Source organism: Stenotrophomonas lacuserhaii (genome assembly GCF_014836545.1).
Taxonomy (GTDB): Bacteria; Pseudomonadota; Gammaproteobacteria; order Xanthomonadales; family Xanthomonadaceae; genus Stenotrophomonas; species Stenotrophomonas lacuserhaii.
This window is the reverse complement of record NZ_JACSQS010000010.1, coordinates 25,456-45,911: the sequence shown is the minus strand read 5'-3', so window position 1 is coordinate 45,911 and position 20,456 is coordinate 25,456. Positions and strand designations below refer to the sequence as shown.

Here is a 20,456-nt window from a genome sequence, read left to right as displayed (position 1 = left end):
CTCTAATCGCACCCGCAGCCAGAGCTGATTGTTGATCCCGCGAGTTCACCTGCCCCCGTAATCGATCCCTCCGCAATAGCAGCAGCCGTCCGACCTGGTGTTCTCAAAATGTTCGTCGCGCCCACCGGTCGCCCCACGACATTGAGGCGGATAACAGGGGAGAATTTGACAAGCGCATTTCCTGCAAAGCTTGCTGCACCTCCTCCAACCATTGATCCAGCCACGGCTCCTGCATTGTAGTTCTCGGCATCGAGCGCGTCCCTTCCCGACGCAATATTGCCTGCTGCTTGTCCAGCTGCGCTAGCCAGCGCCCCTCCAGCTGCTGCACCGGCCCAGTGCGAAGCATACGGGTTCACCGCACCAACGGCTGCACCGGCAAGAGCACCTACAATTATGCTTTTGGCGTCACCGCCTGATACGTAGCCGCCAATAGCTCCCGCAATGGCGCCATAGCATGCGCCGGGGAGACCGACCTGCCCCGTTGGATCGACGAAGGAAATAGGATTGCCGTTGGCGTACGCGTAGGTGTTAGTTCCACCAGCCAAGCCGATCGGATCGCTCTGCACATACCGGCCACTCTCCGCATCGTAATCCCGGAAGCCGTTGTACCAAAGCCCTGTCTCGGCATCGTAGTACTGCCCTGGGAAACCGATGTTGAGTCCGCCGATGCTGTCCTGGGTGACGCTCCGTCCATACGCGTAGTTGTAAGCCTTCCATACGACCGATTGGTTGCTGTCAGTTGCGTACTCGGGCCGCCCCAAGTGGTCGTTGTGGATGTTGACTACGTTGCCGTTGCGCACCAGACCCACCAGTTCATTACCAAACCACAGGTAGTTGGCCCACAGCCCATCCGTCTGCTCGGCAAGCAACTGGTTCTGACCAGCATAGAAGTAGCGGCTCGTGCTGGTCGCACTATGCTTGCTGACGCGCTGTCCCTGGGCGTTCAGCAGGTAATCAGTAACGCGCCCATCGACGTTGCTGCGCTCCATTCGGTTGAAGGCGCCGTAGTCATAGGTCGTCGTCCGAGCACCATGCGTCTGGCTGATGCGGTTGCCCAAGGCGTCATATTGATAGCGGCGGGTGCCTGAAGGATCAATAGCTTCCAGCAGGCGATTGCTTTGAGAATCGATGACAAAACGCGTCAAATCGGCGCCTGACTGGATCCCTACCAAGTTGCTGCCCGCGTCGTGGGAAAGCTGACTTTGCACGCCATTGCGGCTCAGTGATCCCAGTCTGCTCAGCTGATCGTAGCCAAGGTTCTGACTGAGACTGCTTGTACGTGCATCTGCAATCTGGGCGATCTCGTTATCTGGACTGTAGGCATAGTCGAGATAGCTCATCCAATCGCTAGGTCCTCTCACTGACATGGCGGTCATTCGACCGTCGAGATCGTGATTATATCCCCTGCCAAGACCGTTCCCGTAAGACAGCCATGCCCTGGCGCCGATGGCTTTCAGTTGCACGCCATTGATGACGCCATGGGTGCTGCCACCTGCACTGACAGAGAGTGAGTTGAGATGGCCTCCCGCAGCATAACCGTAGTTCGCCACGGATCCGTCAGGATAGAAGATTCTGGCGGACCGACCTAACGCGTCGTACTCATAGCTGGTGGAATTCTGCGTATGTGCGCCGCCATGGGTGATCCAGTCGTTCCTTCCGGTCAGCTGCCCTTGCGCGTTGTAAGCAAAGTTCGAATCAGTCCCAGGAGCACGGATACCACAGAGTCGGCCTTTACCACTGCTGCAATCATCGTACACGTAGGCGAGTTGCTGGCCATCGGAACTGGCTGCCAGTAACCGCCCCAGCCCATCGTAGGCATAGGTCGTGCTCGAGCCATCGTTGCGCGTCGTTGAGGAGAGCAGACCGGTTGCATCGAAGATATGCGAGGTGGTGCCGGTATCGGGACTGTTCTGGCGCCACAACTGCCCGAATCCATCATAGGCATACGTTGTAGCCAGTCCGCGTGGATCAACCACCCGCGTCGCCCGGTCGCCCAGGTCATACGTGAAGCTGGTCGTTCCGCCCGCGGCATCGATCTGCTTGAGCAGCCTGCCACGTGCGTCGTACTCCATGCGTGTAACACGGTTCTGTGAGTCGGTGACCTGGGTCAGGCGACCTTCGGCGTCATAGGCGTAGCGGACGTTCTGACCGCTGTTACCCCGTTCTGCGATCAGACGCCCCATCTCGTCGTATTCGTAGTTCGCGCTGAAGACGACGCTGTTCAGGCCCATCAGGGCAAGGGTCAATGCGGACATCAGCGAGCTCCTTCCTTGGCGTCCAGTCCTACACCCGGGGTGACGCGGCGCGGATCCTCACAGATACGTCCGGTGCAGATTGGCAGGTTGTTGTGTACGACCACCCCCGTCGTGGATCGTGGGCCCCATGCCGTGCCATTCGTCGCCATCTGCGCGGAGTACTCGAAGTAGCGACCGCCGTTCCCTGGATTCTCAGGAGAAATACGGCGACTGAACGTTACGGTCTCTCCCGGCTTTACAGGGGCGCCCAGCTGCATGTTCTCGGTGAGATGGATGAAGCCCCATGCGAGGTAGGTATCGCCATGCCAGACCACGTTGCCCGTGTTGCGAACCTGGGCACTGAGTGTGGTGCCTTCACCGTTAGTGATGTTATCGGGCGTTGTGGTGAAACTGAGATTCTCCGCCGTGCGCACGATCGATGGCACGCTGTAGGTGCCGGAGTTGTTGATAGTGAGGTTCGGCTGACCAAACGGCGAGATTCCGTGAATGTAGATTGCCTTTCCGCCGTGTGCACTACGTGTCGATAGGTCCAGTGGCAAGCGGAACCGGTATGCCTGGCCTTGGCTCTGACATGCATTGGCGACTTCGGGGCCGGTTGCCAGATCCGCGCGACCACCCGCCGCGAAGCTTCCCGTGCCCGCAGAGCCGCCGACATAGGCATGGACATCGATCGACCCCGCGTGTCCAACGGAACAGGCCCAACCCTCCACGAAGTAGTCCCAGTTCTCGTCTCGCGTCACTCCACCAATATCCCCGATGACGGGTGCCAGAGCGATCGCATGAACGCCCGAGCCTGGCAACGCTACGTTGTGGGACTGGCCGCGAGGCGATATTCCGTAGACAGTGACACGCTTACCACCCAATTGTTGTCGATGTGCGAGCGTAATCGGCAACTGGAAGCGATATGCGGTTCCGTTAGCTTGGCAAGTATTTCGCAAGGAAGCGTCGCCAGCTTGATTGGCCTGCGCGCTACCCAGATAGACGCCCCCTTCAGCGTAGCCGTCGACTTGGATTGATGACGCTGAACCCACAGCGCAGGCCCAGCCGTCGACATAGTGATTGAGGGAAGCGTCCCGGCCTATGCCATGGATTTGCCCCACCACCGGCGCATCTGGGATGGCGTAGCTATTGGAACCAGGCAAGGGCCTGTTATGCGCGGACCCCTGAGGCGAAACTCCATAGATAGTCACTCGCCGCCCACCCAATTCCTGGCGCTGGGCGAGGGTGATCGGGATGTTGAATCTGTAGCTGTTTCCGCTCGCACCGCAGGCCGCAGCCACGCCAGCTTCGCTGGCCTGATTCGCCGTAAAGCCTCCTATGAGAGCACCGTTATCAGCGTAAGCATGAACGTCAATGGAGCTGTTGGATCCGGAGGTGCACGCCCAGCCACCTATGGACCAGTTCCAGTTGGCATCGTGATTGATGCCCTCGATCACACCGGTCACCGCGCTCCCCATAGGGAAGTCGGCATGGCGCACTTCGGTCCGGGTCAGGTTCGACGCGTTGTCATAGCTGTTGTACGTCCAGGCATAGGTTCCATCGCCCATCGGACGCACTTCCTGCATCAGCCGCCGTGCCGCGTCATAGCTGAAACGGGTGGTCACACCGTCCGGGCGGGTGACACTTGCCACGTTGCCAGTGGCGTCGAACGTAGTGCTGGACGTTGCCCAGCCGGTGCCTATGCTTTGCTTCTGCGAGGTAATGCGTCCGCGGGCGTCATAGGTGATCTCAGTGACCTCACCGTTTGCGCCGGTAATCTTTCGTGGCAGGCCCAGGGCATTGTAGTTGGCGTAGGTAACCTGATGGCCTAGCGCGTTACGGACCGAGGCCAGATCGCCCTGGCCGTTGTAGGTCTCGGTCACATCGTCCTGGGCGAGGGGGCCGTCCGTCTTGACGGTGGCCTTCAACCCATTCGAATGATAGGTGTATGTGAACCGAAGCACGCGGCTCTGCTGGGATTGACCATTGGTACTGAGATTCTTTGTCGTGACTGTGGCGACATTGCCACGACTGTCATAGGTGTAAGTGACCTCGTGGTCGCCCGGCACGGTCATCTTGGTTAAACGATTGGTCGTGGCATCCCATTGCCACTGGGTGGTACGGGCGGCACTACTTCCCACCGCCTCAACCCGCTTGAGCATGAAGCCCTTGGCGTTGTAGTCGTAGTCCGTAAGGTTGTCTGTGAAATCATGGACAAGATCCGGGTAGCCATTGGCATCGTAGGACGCTTCCTTGAAGCTCGCGGGGCAGCGCGGCGATGCATCCCCGGCCACCGATACCTGTTTGCCGTCGTCATAGGCGGTGGTGGTGCGCCTGCCCAGCGGGTTGGTCGTGGTGACCTGGATCTTCACCGGGCGCTGCTTGGTCCCCGTCGTGCTGGCAATTGCGTTCAACGGCAATCCAGCGCTCATGCCTGCGGGCACAAAGCCACCGCCTGGGAGGGACCGCGGCACGTAGCAGATTTCCCCGCCGGGACGCGGTTCGCACCAAGGCGCCTCCGGTTCGGCGCCTCCATTCATTGGCTTGCCCGGAGCGACAGGAGCCGGTGGCGGGCTCACTGCCTCGGTGCTCAGCACGGAATAGCCAAAGGTATAGCGCTCCACACCACCGGCATGCTCGGACAGGGTTGCGCGCCTGTCGACGTCGTAGGCGAAGGTGGAGTAGCGGACGCCGTTGAACGACTTTCCGGTGAGCCCGCCCGCGAACCGCGCATCCTCGTAGTGGTACGTGATCGTGGTGGCAGGCGCGCCGGGGAGCGTGGTGCTGGCGAGCCGTGCTGTGCCACTGCCGAATGCATTGGCGGTATAGGTGTATTTGTAAACTCCACCCGCCGGATCCGTTACTTGGGTCAGCTGGCCGTTGGTCCACGCAAAGGTGACCTTCCTTCCAGAGGAATGGGTAACGGTTTGCAGGTAACGGTTGTTATAGGCGAACGTCCATTTCACCCCCTGCTCGTTACGGCGCTGGGTCATGAAGCCCTCGGCGTCGTAGGTCTCCACCCCACGGTCTTCGTTGACGAGGGTCAGCACGCCACTCGCGTCGCGGGTGATATAGGCCACCGGCTGGGCTTTGTCTTCGTACCAACGACCACTCGCGGTATCGAGCAGGAACTTGATGCGTCGGCCGTCGGGACGTTGCGCCCACAGGATATTCTGGGCGTCGGAGTAGACCAGCGAGTAATCGAAATTGCTCAGCCAGTGGCGGCCGAACAGGCCGGTGGCGCTCCAGTGATGGTTGTAGGTGCGCTGCAGGTAAAGGCCCATCTCGCCATTACTGGCGAAGTCGAGCTCATGTTCCACCTTGTTACCGGTGTAGAGAACGACGGGGTTGCCCGCCTTGCCTTGACAGTCGTCTTCCTTGTCGTCGGTTTCCTGCTCCTTGGAGGTCTTGGCGGCAACGAAAGCGCCGCGGGCTCCAGCGCCGGCCTCCATACCCGTTCGACGTCCCATCTCATTGAGATACGAGGTCGAAAATCCGCGATATGACTTCATGCCGGGAACAGTAGTGGTTACCCGGCCTAAATCTGTGGGCGGCGGAAGGCCGCCATTACCGTCCAGCACGCTTCGTACGCGAATCCCCTTCCTCGAATCCATGTCTGACGAGGCGCCGAAGACCGGCAATACCATGACGAGCCAAGGCAACGCTGTTGCCAGAGACGCAGCCAGCATCCGCTTGTCGCAGAATTCCATTCTCAATCCCCCGAGTGATACGCATGGCGCGTACTGCGCCTTCCCTGCGCTGTTGATTGGCTGAATACTATGTGAACTTCTGGCGAAATCCAACCGGGCGTCAGTTTGTGTGGCTTCGAAGGTGGTGAGTAGCGCCAAAAGCGACATATGGAGCGGGCACGCTTTCGCATGAGCGAAATCTGCCAAGCACTTCCGGCTCTGATTTCAGGGCTCAGTCGTCCGCTTGATACCGGAACGCGAGAGCTACGCGGCTGTGTAGAGCCGACTTCAGTCGGCTCGGCTGCGAACGCGCCGACCCGAGTCCGTTCTTGTCACGTATGACGGCCAGCGGCCGTCACTACCGTTCCCAGGCAACGTGCTGCTACGCGGTCAGCCGCGGCTTATGCTCGCACCGCGGGTATCCGGAGCACGAATGGAAGTCACCGTACTTCCCGGTCTTCTTCACGATGACGCCGGTACCGCATGCGGGGCACCGCTGCTCTTTCACCGGCGTTCCGTCCAGCGTGGTCACCTGCAGCGCGCCGTCCCGTTCCAGCTCGTCAAGGAATGCCGAGCGCTTGCCGGAAACAGTGAACATCGCCACCGAGCGCCGTGCCCGTGTCAGCGCCACATAGAACAGCCGTCGTTCTTCGCCCAGCGGAAACGTGTCCCCACTGGGCATCGCCAGCGACAGCACGTCATCGTCCGCGCGCAGGTTGGGGAAGGCGCGGTCCAGCAGCGCCGGCAGGATCACCACGTCCGCTTCCATGCCCTTGCTGCGATGGGCAGTAAGGAAGCTGACCTCCAGCGTCGCGCCGAAGCGTGAGCGCCAGTTGCCGGGCAGGTAGGTACGGTCGGCGTTGTAGCGGCCCAGCACGAACACACTGAGCTTGCCGTCGCGGCCTGCTGGCATCGCGCCGCTCAGGCACGCTTCGTGCAGCTGCTGCAGGTATTGGCCCACGGCATCGCTGAGCTGATCACGCGCGGCAACCTGGAACGCCTGCAGCACCGGCCCATGGCTCGGCGTGCTTGACCATACGTGCTTGCGGATCTGCGCCGGGTTGGCGCTGATGAAGCGGCTGGAGACATCGCACAGGGCCTGCGGGCAGCGGAAGGTCTGCTCCAGCCGCAACACCTGCCCGTGGCCGAACCATTCGCTGAAGCGGGTCATCACCGAGACGTCGGCACCGGCGAAGCGGTTGATTGACTGCCAGTCATCACCCACCGCGAAAAAGTACGTGCCCGGCTGCTGCACCAGGGCGCGGCACAGGCGTGCGCGGGCGCGCGATGCATCCTGGAATTCGTCCGCCATCACCAACGTATACGGCGATGCATGGCGGCCTTGTTCCAGGTGCTCCGCGGCCTGGTTGAGCATGTCCTCGAAGTCGATGGCGTGCTCTGCATCCAGCGCGTCGTCCCACGCCTGCAGCACCGGTCCGGCGATCTCCAGGAAGCGACGATAGCGCTCCTTGAACTGGTCGTCGGGCATCTCGCGCAGTCGCGCTGCCATGTCATCCAGGCCGAGGCAGTTGCTCTTGGCATGGCTGATAAAGGTGCGCATCAGACCGATCAGCTCGGCGTCGGGCATCGGCTTCTGGCCGTCGTCCGGTGTGTCGCGGTCCGGGTTGGGATCGACCGCCACGCCGCCCTCGGCCAGTGCCTGGCCCAGATCGTCGAAGGCCCATCCCATGCGCAGATCGTGCGAGCTGGTGTCCAGATGAGGGCCTTCCGTGTGCGGCAGCGGATCGGTGTCCGCGCCGCCATGCCGGTGATGCAGCCCGGCATCCGGGTAATAGAACTGCGTGGGCTGTGCATGGAAGGCCTCATCGCCTGCGTCGAAGCGTTGGCTGCGGTCGTACGCATAACGCACGCCGTTGTAGAACAACCAGTCGGCCAGGATGCAGTCTTCCACGCTGCGCACGCGCTCGCCCTGCAGGGTGCGCACGTAGCCGCTGCCGTCCTTGTCCCAGCCGTCGGCATCCATCGCACCGCCCTGTGCCGGCAGGTCGCGGCCGAACACCAGCCGGAACATGTCCCAGCGGGTGCGGAAGGCGTGCGAACGGTCCTTCAGCTGGTCGATGAGGTCGGCCAATCGATGGAAGCCGAGCGTGGCATCCACCGCCCAGTCGGGCACCTTGGGCCGGCGCCCGGTGACACTGGCGATGATCGCCAGGCCGAGCGCGTGGAAGGTGCGCGCCTGCACGACGCTGTCGCCCATGCCGAGGCGGGCGAACGCGCGATCAGTGCGTTGCTGCAGTTCGCCGGCGGCTTCCTTGTTGAAGGCCAGCATGACGATCTGGCGCGGCTCGGCGTAACCGCGCTGGATGGCATAGGCGGCCTTGGCGACCATGGTGGAGGTCTTGCCGGAACCGGCGGCGGCTACTACCTGCACGCGGTTGTCGAAGCAGATCACCGCGTGCGCCTGTTCGTCGGTGAGCGGGCGGCTTTCGACGCGGTCCAGCAGGGGGCGCGCTGCGTTGCGCTCGGTGGCGAGGATCTGCGCGTTGACGGCGTCGCAGGCCGCGTTCCAGTCCTGTTCCCACAGCTCCAGTTCGATCAACGCCGATTCGCGTTCGTCCTCATCCAGCGGCAGGTCAGCATCATGGAACAGCGCGTGCAGCGCGGTGGGTGAGAGACCCATCGCGGGGCGCGCAGCCAACAGGGCCTGCTGGTCGTCGTGGCCGATCCAGCGCCGTTGCGCGCGGCGCTCGGTCAGCAGTTCCTCGGCCTCACCGTTCCACTGCCGCATCAGGTCGAGGCTATGCAGGAACGCCGGACGACGGTCACGCTGGTCCTGTGCGCGTTCGGCTGCATCAAGGGCCGTGGCGAGGGTGCTGGCGTCCGCGTGTGAGAGACCGTCGAGGGTGATCGTTGGGCCGTCGCGGCGCTGTACCACGACGCTGGCCCACAACAGGCCGCGCTTCACGGATAGGTGCGCATCAAAGCCGAGGGTATGCCGGTGGATGGCATCGCCGAGGTGAATCAGCACGTCTTCGCCATCGAGGTGCAGTTCCCACGCGGCAGAGCGGGGCAGGGCGAGGGCCAGGCGCGAAGGTTTCCAGTGCTGCGTCATGCGTACTGCGGTCCTGCGGGATCGGTGTTTCAACGGTGTTGTCATGATAGGGCAGCGTGGGGGGGCGCGGGCGGCGAAGATGCCTTGGTAGCGCCGAGCCATGCTCGGCGGGATGCCTGCACCGCGCGGTGCGCTCGCCGACCATGGGTCGGCGCTACCAAAGCAGGTTCGCGCGATGTGCAGGTGATCACGCGGCAGGTTCGCGCGATGTGCAGGTGGTTCGGCGGGGAACGTGGACGGCAGACTGGTAGCGCCGAGCCATGCTCGGCGGGATGCCTGCACCGCGCGGTGCGCTCGCCGCCCATGGGTCGGCGCTACCAGAGCAGTTCGCGCGATGTGCAGGCGATCGCGCGGCGGGGTCGCGCGGGGTGCCGGCGATCCGCGCCGCAGCCCCGCCCCGTGCAGGCCATGTCACGACGTCGCCACGATCTTTCACGACGGCCCAAGCCCCGGCCCCTTAGCGTGGGGCACTTGTTCCCCTTGCATGGAGTTGCCATGACTGCTTCCCGTGTCCGTCTGCACGTTGAAGACTCCGGTGGGACAGGCCGCCCGGTCGTCCTGATCCATGGTTGGCCGCTGTCGGCTGATTCCTGGAAGGCCCAGGTGCCGGTGCTGCGCGATGCCGGCTACCGGGTCATCGCCTATGATCGCCGTGGCTTCGGGCGTTCGGACAAGCCGGCCGAGGGCTATGACTACGATACGCTGGCGGCCGACTTGGCCGGCCTCATCGAAGACCTGGACCTGAAAGATGTATCACTGGTCGGCTTTTCAATGGGCGGCGGCGAAGTGGCGCGTTACATCGCCAACCACGGCCAGGACCGCCTGCACAGCGTGGTGTTCGCCGCGGCGGTGCCGCCGTATCTGCTCAAGGGCAGCGACAATCCGGATGGGCCGTTGAGCAAGGAAGCCGCCGATGAGATGGCCGGCGCGTTGGCCAAGGACCGTGAGGCCTTCTTCGACGACTTCACCAGGAAGTTCTTCAGTGCCAACGGCAAGCTGAAGGTCACCGAAGCGCAGTGCCTGGAAGCGGTGGCGCTGGCCCACCAGTCCGACCAGGTGGCCGCACTGGGCTGCCAGAAGGCCTTCGGTACAACGGACTTCCGCGAGGACCTGAAGAAGGTCACCGTGCCCACCCTGATCATCCATGGCGACAGCGATGGCACGGTGCCGTACGAGGGCTCCGGCAAGCGTACGCACCAGGCCATCGCAGGCAGCGAAGTGGTGCTGCTGGAAGATGCGCCGCACGGCTGCAACACCAGCCACGCCGATGATTTCAACCTGGCCCTGCTGAACTTCCTCAAGAAGTAAGCGTTGCCACTTGCCTTCAACGACGCCCGGCCGCCACGCGGGGCGTCACTGCGTCCACGCCACGGGAACCTGTCATGCGCAAGTCGACCACGCCGCCCTGGAAGAAGCCCAATCCCAAGGGGCAGGCATCGCGCCCGCTGACGGATGCGCAGAAGGCTGCCGCACGGCAGCGGGCGGAGGAGAACGGGCGGCCGTATCCCAATCTGGTGGACAACATGTGGGCGGCCAAACAGCGGTAGAGTCTGGGGCTGCCCGACTACCCGCCCGCCGTGGCCCGGTTACCTCCATGACATCCCGCTTTTTTGCGTTGCTGTTGCTTGCCATCGCAGGCGTAGGCCACGCGGCCGAGATCGACCGGCGCATCGCGGTCACCATCGACGATCTGCCGTGGGCGCGACTGGACGAGATCCAGCCGCCGGACCTGCAGGCACGCCATCAGGCGTTGCTGGACCAGTTGAAGCAGGCGAACGTGCCGGTGGTCGGCTTCGTCAACGAGAACAAGCTGGAAGTGGGCGGCGTGGTGCAGCCGCAGCGCGTGCAGATGCTGCGCGACTGGCTGGATGCGGGCTATCAGCTGGGCAACCATACGTGGTCGCACATGGATCTGAACGCGGAAGGCGTAGAGGCGTTCCAGCAGGATTTCCTGCGCGGCGAGCGGGTGCTGCGTCCGCTGCTGGCCGAGCGTGGACAGGTGCCGGTGTGGATGCGCCACCCGTACCTGCGCGCAGGCCGCACGGCGCAGGACCGTGCCCGCATGGACGGGTTCTTCGCCGAGCACGGCTACCGCATCGCGCCGGTCACGGTGGACAACGGGGAGTGGGTATGGGCCTTCGCCTATGCCAACGTGCTCAACGAACAGGCCGATACGCCTGCGCGCGAGGTGGTGCTGCGGCAGCTGCGGCGAGGCTACGTGCCGTACATGTTGAACAAGCTGGATTACTACGAGGCGCAGTCGGTGACGCTGCTTGGCTATGCGCTGCCACAGGTGTGGTTGATGCATGCCAACGAACTCAACGCGGCGACCTTCGCCGAGCTGGTGGCGGCGACGCAACGACGCGGGTATCGGTTTGTCAGCCTGGGTGAGGCGATGCAGGACCCGGCGTATGCGCGTGGTACCACCGGGTATGACGGCCGCTACGGGCCGAGCTGGCTGCACCGCTGGGCAATGGCGGAGAAGCGCCCGAAGACCTTCTATGCAGGTGAGCCGGAAGTGCCGGCGTGGGTGAAGAAATTGGCGAAGGTGGATTACGAATAGTCGCCGCAGTGGGCGGGTGGGTCGGTAGCGCCGAGCCATGCTCGGCGAGCGCGCAGCGCGGCATGTGTCAGGCATCGCGTTGCCGGGACGCAGAGCCGCCGCGTGCGCGGCGTGGATCGAGCGAGCTCGACCCCTACAACAGCATGCGTTGCGCCCGCCTTACACCGCCATGCTGTCCTTGGCTTCGCTCAGTGCCTTGTCCGCGCGCAGCGGCTTCATCAGCGGGCTGGGTAGGGGCCTCGGTCATGGCGTCCTCTGTAGCTTTGGTGTCCACCCAAGATTACGGCAGGATCCGACAGCGAGGTTAACGCGGCCCAAGTGGAAGGCGGAGAGGCGGCTTCGTGTTCGGCTGCGGAGACTGCAGCGGCCTGGAATGGACCGCGACTTCCGGTGGCGCAGGCGGCCCGCGCTGATCGGTATTCGGCGTGCAGGCGCACAGCGCTCCTAGACTAGGTGGCATCAGGCGCACGACGGCGGAGGCGGGATGCTGCACCGGACGCTGCGGCGATCCATCGTGAGGGGCGGCTGGGCGCTGCTGGCGTTGGCCTGGCCGGTACTGGCCGGCGCGGCGGGTCCATCGGCCTGCAGCGGGCTTTCCACGAACCGCATGTTGCCCGATGCGCGTCTGTGCCGCAGCCGCCTGTTGCCTGCCGCCAACGGTGCGCCAGCGGAGGTGGTGGCGGCCTTGTTGGCCAACGCGGGCGAGGCGATGCACGGCGCGCGCGACGCCGTTGCCGAGCGGCTGCTGGACTGCGCCGATGCAGCGGTAGAGGGCACTGGAAGCGGCGCGGACGCATTACGTGCGGCGGTTTCCCGCCAGCGCGGTGTGCTCGACTATCGCCGCGAGCGGTTGCCCCAGGCACTGCGTCGGTTCGAATGTGCCGCAGCGTGGTCGCGGGCGGCCAACGATGCGGACGGAACCGCCCGCGCGCTCAACAACCTGGGCTCGGCGCAGCGTCGCATCGGTGATTTCCGGGCCGCGCTGGGCAGCCTGACCGAAAGCCTTGCGCTGCGGCGCGCGCAGGGCGGCGCGACCAACGCGGTGCTCAACAACATCGCCGATGTGTACCGCGCGCTGGGTGAGGGCGGGAGCGCGCTGCGCTACTACCAGCAGGCGTTGCAGGCGACCCGCGCGACCGGCGATGACATCGAGGCAGCGCACGTGCTGGAATCGATGGCGGACGTGACTCTGGACGCCGGGCATCCCGCGCAGGCCGCGGCCTGGCTGCGGCAGGCGCTGCAGGAGTACCAGCAGGCAGGCAACCGCGTATATGCCTTGCGCGTGCACGATGGGCTGATCCGGGTGGCACTGGCGCAGGGCGATGTGGACGACGCGCGCCGTTGGCAGGAAGCGGCGCTCGCGCTGGCCGATTCCTGGACGCTGCCATTGCCAGCGGCCCTGCAGTTGCAGGTGGCCCGCGTGCAGCGGACAGAAGGGCGGCTTCCGCAGGCGCGGATGCAGCTGGAATCGGCATTGGCGGCGCTGGCCGACCGGGACCCGGTGGAAGTGGATCTGCTGAAGGAGCTGGCTGCGGTGCAGGGCGCCAGCGGCGAGGTGACGGCAGCGAACGCGACGTTGGAGCGTGCCAATGAACGCGCGCTGGCGCAGGCGCGTGCCCAGCACGACCAACGACTGGACTGGATGCGCGTGCGCTTCGAAGCGGAAGAGGATCGTCGGCTGCAGGCGAGTACGACGTCGTCGCACTGGGTCGCGGCCGGGCCCGTTGCTGCGTTGCTGGCGATGACGCTGGCCGTGGTGGTCGCTTTCGCGCTGCGGCGTCGCCGGCGTCTACAGCGTGCGCCGTCGCGCCCGAGGACGGCCGATCCGCCGCTGCCTGCTGCGTCCCCGCCGTCGACGTCGCCAGCGCTGTCGCCACCTCCCGCGCCAGCCCGCGCCGATCCACAGGCGTTCCGCAGCGAACTGGTCGCGCTGATGCTGGCATCGGTGGAGTCGTGGGAGCGCTGTACCGGCAGCAGCCGGCTGGAGCTGGCAGAGCGCAGTCGGCTGTGGCGCGTGAACGTGGATGACGGGCGCCTGCGCGCCCGCGCGCTGGAACGTTACCTGTCCGTGGCTCGGCTGCCGCGGCAGCCGCGATGGCGCAGCGTGGTGCGCACTGCCTACTACGTGCTCGCGCAGTGCCCGGCCCTGGATGCGGCCAGCCGGCAGCAGCTGCAGGCTGGCGTAGACGGGGTGCTGGCCCATTCGCGCAGCACTGCGCTGCAGGCGCAAACCGATGCGTGATCAGCGCGACGGCCGCACGCAGACCGCGCAGATGCCCATGATGCCGTTGTCGATGCGGTAGCGCGCATGGTGATCCTTGTCGGTGAAGCTCGACGGCCCTGAAATGAACGGCATGGCATCTTGGCGCGGCGCCACGATCCGGCACCACTCGCCCATCGCGTTGGCGACGGTGTGGAAGTGGTCCTCGCCTTCGAGGATGCCGCATTTGTCCATGACGTCGCGGATCTGGCCGCCATCGAACTTGAACGCGGCCACGCGCTCGGGCTTTGCGTTTTCATCCACGCACCAGTCGGCCGGGACGATGTCGTGTGCGACGGCGGGGCTGGCGGAGGCGGAGACGGCGAGGCACAGCAGCAAGCAGCGGATGGGTGACATGGCAGGGACCTGCAGGGATCGGATGAGCGTCCATGCTGGCGCTGGTGGCAGCCGCAGGACAGGACGTGGCCGGGAACAAACCGGGAACGAATCACGGCAAGCCGTTGATTCTGCGAAGGCGGCGATGTCTGGCTGAGGCCGTTGCAGCGCCGGGCGGTGCAGCGCAGGGGTCGGTGGGCAAGGCCTGCGAAAGCTTCCTGCATTGGCCCGGTTCGGTCCTTGAGCGGCGGCAGGGCGCTGCCTAGCGTGAAAACGGTGCAGCGGACGTGGCGCGGTAACGAAGGCCTGCCGCCGTCGCTGCACTTTCCAACCACTGACTGAAGGATCCACCATGCGTAGCAAGACCCTGATCGCTTCCGCCCTGCTGCTGGCCGCTGCCTGCAGTGGCAACGCCTTCGCTGCCGGCAACCCACAGGACCGCGTCGGCGTGCAGCACAACATGTACCTGGACTGCCTGCGCAGCAACCGCGTACCGATCGAAGACATGCTGGATTACCTGGTGGGCCAGTGCGGCTACAAGCCGGAGATGTCGATGGAGCAGTTCCGCAAGACCTTCGAATGGACCTATGACCTGGATCCGACGCTGCCGCTGGCCAAGCGCATGGATCCGTATCGCAAGCAGTTCAGCGAACGCGAATACAGCTTCTTCCAGCGCATCGACGAGGTGAACGTCAAGGCCGGCAGCCTGGAGAATGCAGCGGCGCTGTACGAGCGGTTGGAGCAGGAAGCGGTGGCAACGCTGGACCCGCGTTCGAAGGGTGCGGCCAGCGTGCTGGCCAGCCTGAGCGTGGGCCGCCATTCGCTGGCCTATTGGACGCGGGAAGAGGGCGAGGGACGCTTCGGCGGCAGCGGTCTGGTGACCACCGCACGCTGGGGTTGGGGCAAGGTGCTAGCAGTGGTGGGCGCCGATATCGCCGGGGCGGCGATCACCACCGGCATGGGGCTGGCGCCGGCAGCCGGTGCGGTGGCCGCCGGTGCATCCAATGCGGTGTCGCACGCGATGTAACGCCGCCGGCGCAGGTGTCGGCGCAGCGCCGGCACCTGCGCCGTGGCAGCAACAGGCTCAGCCGCGATAGGTTGCCAGCACGCCATCCAGCGCCAGCTCGGCCTTGAAACCGGCTTTTTCCAGCCGCTTGGCGACTTCGCGCGGCACATCGCGGCCGCTGGTCAGCTTGTTCGGTGCGCCGGTGTAATGGAACAGCTTGCCACCGCTGCGGATCACCCGTGCAAGCTGGTCATAGAACACCTGCGAATACAGTTCGCCGGCGATGCCGAAGCGCGGCGGGTCATGCAGGATGGCGTCCACGCTGTTGCTGGGCAACGTGGCGATTTCTTCGGATACATCGCCCCGCGCCAGCTGCAGGCGGCCACCGGAACGGGCCGCGTCCGGATCCGGTGACCACGGGTTGAGCGTGCGCAGCCATAACACGTCCGGATTCTTTTCGAACGAGCGGATCTGCGCCACGCCGGCGTCCAGGCAGCAGGCAGCGAAGTAACCCAGTCCGCCGCAGGTATCGAGTACGGTCTTGCCGGCCGGGGCGATCAGTTCCACCTTGCGGCGCGCATCGTCGAACGGCGACAGCTTGGCGCTGGGCAGCATCTTGATGCCGTCGATTTCGAAGGTTGGCGCGCCCCATTCGGTGGGCACCAGCTTGATCAGCGATGCGCTGAAGCGCGAGATCGGCAGGAACTCCTCACCATCCCAGTAGTACAGCGTGCGGTCCTTTACCCTGCCCGGCCACGGGTAGGACTGGCCACGGAAAACGAAACCATCGGCAGACAGGCCGACGTCTTCTTCGCTGCGTCCCAGGTCCAGCGAACCGGCCCAGCTGGGCGCGCCAGCATCGGCCGCGCGCTGCAGGGCAGTGGCGGTTTCGCGGGTCAACAGGGGGCCGGAATAGTGGGGCACGGGGGCGTTCGCGTGGCAATCAGGGGCCGCTAGTGTAGGACGCAGCGGGTGATCGCGTTACCGGTGCGGGGCTCAGTGGAGGATCATCGACACCAGGAACAGCGCCAGCGGCACCGCGGAAAAGGCTGCACCGGCCAGTGCCAGCCACGGCCAGCGCTCATCGCGCACGCGCGAGGCCAGCACCGCGCAGAACCCACACATGGCCGCAGCCAGCACGCCCACCGCGGTGGCGCTGTTGCCGCTGGCGCCCATCGCGCGGGCCGCCTGTTCGATCAGCACGCCGATCACCATGCCCAGCCAGCTGCACAGCCCGAACCAGGGCACCACGCCGCGTTTGATCGCACTTCCTCTTGCTGACATCGCCTGCGCTCCGTTGCCTGCACGGCCGGATGGCCGCCGCCTACAGTAACCGCTTGCTCAGCACTGGCGGTGACGGCGGCGTGCGTTCCACAGGTGGATGGCGGCGAGCAGCAGGCTGCCAATCACCGTGACCACCGTCTCGCTGTCGTGGCTGGGGAACTCCAGCGCGCCCGCGAGCAGCAGCGCCAGGCCGGCTGCTGCGGCCAACCAGGCCGGCGCCGGCAGCGGGTGCTGGCGATGGGCGCGCCACAGTGCGAAGCCGGTGACCGGCAGGGCAATGGCCACGAACACAGCGTGTACCCACTCCGCTTCGGCCCACGCACCGAACAGCGGAAGCGCGGCGGCCAGCAGCGGCAGGGCCAGGCAATGCAGCAGGCACAGGCTGGACAGGGCGACGGCGCTGGCGTCGAGCAGGGCGGCTTGGCTGGATTTCATCGGAGGCGGGAACAGGAACCGGGTGTTACATAGTAACACTAAGCCGACGGACCTCCTGTCACCACGGCCGCAGGGTCCAGTCGGTTTCGTTCATCTGCAGCACGTGGGTGGGTTGCATGGCCTGCAGCAGGGCGGGGTCGTGGCTTGCCATGACCAGCGTGCCGGTGAACTGGCCGAGCAGGGTTTCCAGTGCGTGCAGCGCGTCCAGGTCCAGCGCGTTGCCCGGTTCGTCCAGCAGCAGCAGGCCGGGGGCGGGATCGGCATACAGGGTGCACGCCATCGCCGCCTTCAGCCGCTCGCCGGCGCTAGCGTGGCGCTGGTCCGTTCGATGCGCGCGGCATCCAGGCCCAGCAGGGCGAGCCGGGTGCGCAGTTCGGCTATTGGCGTCGCCGGGCAGGCCGCCTGCAGCGTCGCCAGCGCGCTGCTGCCCGCGTGCAGCGTGACCAGCGCCTGGTCCAGCAGGGCCGCCGGTACGCCGATATCACAGCTGCCGGCACGCGGCGCCAGCTGCCCGGCCAGCACCCGCAGCAGGGTCGATTTGCCGCTGCCGTTGTCGCCCACCACGGCCAGCCGCTGGCCGCGCTGCAGGATGAGGTCCAGCGGTGCGCGGCAGCCGTGCGGCAGCTGCATGCCCTGCAGCCGCACGACCTGCTGGCTGGCGTGCGGGCTGGGCGGTGCGAAGGCCACCAGTTGCGTGCTCGGGGTGACTCCGGCGCTGGCGTCGCGCAGGCGGTCGGCACTGTCGGCAAGGCGCTGCGCCTGCAGCTGCGCATGCCGTCCGGCGCTGGCTTGTGCGCGCTGTTTCTGCAGTCCCAGCAGGATCGGTGCCTGGTTGGCATCGCGCGCGCTGCGTGCACCGCGCGACTGCCGCTGCTGGGCGCGTTCGTGCAGCGCGCGCGCATGCCGTTGCTGCTGCCGGTGCTGCTGTCGCGCATGGTCCAGCTGCGCCTGCGCGGCGGCTTCGTGCGCTGCCTTGGCGTGAACGTAGTCGGTGTAGCCACCGCCGAACCGCTGCAGCCCGTGCGCATCCAGTTCGACGATGCAGGCCATCTGCCCCAGCAGTTCGCGGTCATGGCTGATCACCAGCAGCCCGCCGCGCCAGCGCTGCAGTGCGTGGCGCAGCTGGGCACGCCGCCGTGCGTCCAGGTGGTTGCTGGGTTCGTCCAGGATCAACCAGTCTGCGCCACTGGCCCAGGCACCGGACAACGCCACCTGCATCGCCTGCCCGCCACTCAGGCGCGCGGCCGGATCTTCGGGCTGCAGGTCGGCGGGCAGCCCGGCGCGTTGCCACTGCAGGCGCAGTTGTTCGCGCAGGTCCCAGCGCTCCCCGACGCGGTTGAAGTCTTCGATGTCGACCTGCCCTGCGCCGATCCGGTCCAGCGCATCCAGCACATCGCCGACGCCGGCCAGGTCGGCCACGCGGCCCTGCGGCACGCCACTCAGTGCGGGTAGCAGCAACACCCGCCCACCCCCATGGCAGCGGCCGGACGTAGGCGCCTGGGTGCCGGCCAGCACGCGCGCGAGCACGCTCTTGCCGACCCCGTTGGCGCCGACCAGTCCGGTGGCGATGGGGTCGAAGGTAAAGCACAGATCGGTAAACAGTGCGCGCCCATCGGGCAGGCGGCAGGTCACGCGTTCAAGCGTGAGCGGATGCGTGGTCATGCAGACCTCCAACAGATGCCATCGACTCCCCCTGCGTACAGGGGCGGGAGAAGAATCAGGCCGTCGATGAAGACGGCGGCATCAGTGGCGCATTGGCGTAAGCCTCCAAGTGGATAGGCCGATTATAGGACGGCCGCATGAACCATACGAAGACGGCTACTGTCCGGGCTGGCGCTGGGTGTTCTGCATGTCTTCGCGTGCCGCGCCATACAGTTCCTGGCGGCGCTTGTGGAAGGCGATGAATTCTTCGCGCGGCAGTGCCTTGGCGAACAGCCAACCCTGGGCGAATTCCACCTGCCGGCTGTGCAGGTAGGCCAGCTGGTCTTCGGTTTCCACCCCTTCGGCCACCACGAACAGGCCCAGCGTCTTGGCCATGTCGATGATGTGGCCGGTGACCGGGCTGGTGGCGCTGTCGGTACCGATCGCATCGATGAACGACTTGTCGATCTTCAGCGCATCCAGTGGCAGCTGCTGCAGGTACTGGAGGTTGGAATACCCCACGCCGAAATCATCGATGGCCACCGCATGCCCGGAGTGGCGCGCGGCGGAGATCACCGCACGTGCCTTTTCAATGTCCATGAAGCCGCGCTCGGTGGCTTCCAGCCAGATCTGCTGGTTGGCGATGCCGGTGCCTGCCAGCTTGGCGGCGATCACCTTCAGCGCACGGCCGCTGATCATGTCTTCCGGTGCCAGGTTGATGGCGATGTGCGCGCTGCGGTCGCCGACCAGCAGGTCGCGCATGTCCACGATCACCCGCTGGATCACCTCATCGGTGATCGCCCCGACCAGTCCGCTGGCTTCGGCCAACGGAATGAACAGGTCCGGGCGGACTTCGCTGCCATCGGCGCGACGCCAGCGCACCAGCGCTTCGGCCCCCACGCAGATACCGGTTTCCAGCTCGATGATCGGCTGGTAGACCACGTACAGTTCATTGCGGCGGATGGCATGGCTCAGCTCGCCTTTCAACGAATAGCGCCGCCGCGACAGGGCGATGGTGCATGCGATCGCCGCTGCACCCAGCAGCAGGCTGATCGGCACCAGCACCCAGGCTTGCTGCAGGAAGATCCCGGCCATCCCGGTGCGTGGCGCGGTCACGATGGCCAGCCACGCTTCGCTGCGTGCACTGGCGAACAGCAGTGTGCCGTCATCGCCGGTGCGTGGTTCGCGCAGCAGTGACTGCAGCAGCGCCTGGTCCGGGAGTGACTGCTGGGCGATCAATCGTCCGTCCGGGGTGGCGATGGCGATGCGGATGTCGCGCGTATCGATCAGGTCGACGAAATGGTACGGATCCATCAACGCCTCGTAGTCGCCCAGCCGCAACGACAACATGCAACGCCCGTAGGGTGCGCGCGGTTGCTGGTCCAACTGCAGGGTGGCGCCTTCCGCGGTGGTGTGGTCGGGCTGGCCGGGCGCAAGCGCGGCGACCGGACGGCCCCACGAGGTGCAGCGCACGCGGCCCTGCTGGAAATAGCTGATCTGGTCCACCGACGAGGTGGTGACCACCCGGGTCTGCATCAGCTGGATATGTTCGGGGCTGCACGGCGCCAGCGGGGTGCGCTGCATGGCCTGCAGTGCGGACAACGCCTGCAGGTAGGAGCGGTCGGCGCGCTCCAGGGCACGCTCGGCGGTTTCGCGCAGCTGGGCCTGGGCGGTGTTGGCGGCATGGTGCCAGCTGAGCCAGGTCATCATCGCCAACGGCAGCGCAGCGGCGAGCAGGCCCACCAAGGCCATCAGCAGCAGCATGCGCGTGCGGTTCATCGACAGCTCCGTGTCCGGGGGTGAGGCGCTCGGCCGGACCCTGCATGCAGGCCGCCTTGCCCTCCAGCCTAGCTGAACGTCGCAGCGGATGGGGGGGCTGGGCGACGAGGGCGCCGCCAGCGCGTGCCGCGCGCCGGGCCGGGCATCAGCGCAAGC

Annotated in this window: 13 protein-coding genes and 1 pseudogene; 5 read left to right on the top strand and 9 right to left on the bottom strand. The window is 65.6% G+C overall.

The annotated features are described in order from the left end of the window. Nucleotides 1-2: 2 nt before the first annotated feature. The 3 genes from H9654_RS10905 to H9654_RS10895 form a co-directional block, all read right to left on the bottom strand. A complete protein-coding gene (locus tag H9654_RS10905) occupies nt 3-2,255 on the bottom strand; it encodes an RHS repeat-associated core domain-containing protein (RefSeq protein WP_225211998.1) in 2,253 nt (750 codons plus the stop codon). Then, nucleotides 2,255-5,944 (bottom strand): DUF6531 domain-containing protein, encoded by a 3,690-nt coding sequence (locus H9654_RS10900; protein ID WP_225211997.1) that lies wholly within the window; start codon nt 5,942-5,944, stop codon nt 2,255-2,257. The genes H9654_RS10905 and H9654_RS10900 overlap by 1 nt, the downstream gene beginning before the upstream one ends. A 361-nt stretch (nt 5,945-6,305) precedes the next feature. Further along, nucleotides 6,306-8,996, bottom strand: coding sequence for a UvrD-helicase domain-containing protein (locus H9654_RS10895; protein ID WP_191770853.1), 2,691 nt, complete (start codon nt 8,994-8,996; stop codon nt 6,306-6,308). Between the two features lie 495 nt (nt 8,997-9,491). Here H9654_RS10895 and H9654_RS10890 point away from each other — a divergent pair, with 495 nt between their 5' ends. The 4 genes from H9654_RS10890 to H9654_RS10875 all read left to right on the top strand — a co-directional run bounded on the left by H9654_RS10890 (nt 9,492) and on the right by H9654_RS10875 (nt 13,801). Next, a complete protein-coding gene (locus tag H9654_RS10890) occupies nt 9,492-10,304 on the top strand; it encodes an alpha/beta fold hydrolase (protein ID WP_191770852.1) in 813 nt (270 codons plus the stop codon). A 74-nt stretch (nt 10,305-10,378) separates the two neighbouring features. Then, nucleotides 10,379-10,543 (top strand): hypothetical protein, encoded by a 165-nt coding sequence (locus tag H9654_RS10885; RefSeq protein WP_182657244.1) that lies wholly within the window; start codon nt 10,379-10,381, stop codon nt 10,541-10,543. Between the two features lie 47 nt (nt 10,544-10,590). Beyond that, on the top strand, nt 10,591-11,559 hold the full coding sequence (locus H9654_RS10880; protein WP_191770851.1) for a polysaccharide deacetylase family protein: 969 nt from the start codon (nt 10,591-10,593) through the stop codon (nt 11,557-11,559). Between the two features lie 484 nt (nt 11,560-12,043). Beyond that, a complete protein-coding gene (locus H9654_RS10875; RefSeq protein ID WP_191770850.1) occupies nt 12,044-13,801 on the top strand; it encodes a tetratricopeptide repeat protein in 1,758 nt (585 codons plus the stop codon). Here the strand turns inward: H9654_RS10875 and H9654_RS10870 are convergent, their stop codons facing one another. Further along, nucleotides 13,802-14,176 (bottom strand): hypothetical protein, encoded by a 375-nt coding sequence (locus H9654_RS10870; protein WP_191770849.1) that lies wholly within the window; start codon nt 14,174-14,176, stop codon nt 13,802-13,804. A 331-nt stretch (nt 14,177-14,507) separates the two neighbouring features. On the opposite strand from H9654_RS10870, the gene H9654_RS10865 reads away from it, so the two are divergent. Further along, nucleotides 14,508-15,182 (top strand): hypothetical protein, encoded by a 675-nt coding sequence (locus H9654_RS10865; protein WP_191770848.1) that lies wholly within the window; start codon nt 14,508-14,510, stop codon nt 15,180-15,182. 57 nt (nt 15,183-15,239) lie between these two features. On the opposite strand, the gene H9654_RS10860 is transcribed toward H9654_RS10865, so the two are convergent. From H9654_RS10860 to H9654_RS10840, 5 genes and pseudogenes are all read right to left on the bottom strand, one after another. Next, the gene (locus H9654_RS10860; RefSeq protein ID WP_191770847.1) at nt 15,240-16,085 is read right to left on the bottom strand and encodes a class I SAM-dependent methyltransferase; all 846 of its coding nucleotides are present in this window, start codon (nt 16,083-16,085) and stop codon (nt 15,240-15,242) included. Nucleotides 16,086-16,157: 72 nt separating this feature from the next. Beyond that, nucleotides 16,158-16,445: a hypothetical protein gene (locus H9654_RS10855; RefSeq protein ID WP_197974362.1), complete on the bottom strand. Its 288-nt coding sequence runs from the start codon at nt 16,443-16,445 to the stop codon at nt 16,158-16,160. A gap of 57 nt (nt 16,446-16,502) precedes the next feature. Further along, a complete protein-coding gene (locus H9654_RS10850) occupies nt 16,503-16,880 on the bottom strand; it encodes a MerC domain-containing protein (RefSeq protein WP_191770846.1) in 378 nt (125 codons plus the stop codon). Nucleotides 16,881-16,938: 58 nt separating this feature from the next. Beyond that, nucleotides 16,939-18,542, bottom strand: a pseudogene (locus tag H9654_RS10845) (ATP-binding cassette domain-containing protein). Between the two features lie 156 nt (nt 18,543-18,698). Next, complete coding sequence (locus H9654_RS10840; protein ID WP_191770845.1) at nt 18,699-20,300, bottom strand: EAL domain-containing protein; 1,602 nt, start codon at nt 20,298-20,300, stop codon at nt 18,699-18,701. Nucleotides 20,301-20,456: the final 156 nt, after the last annotated feature.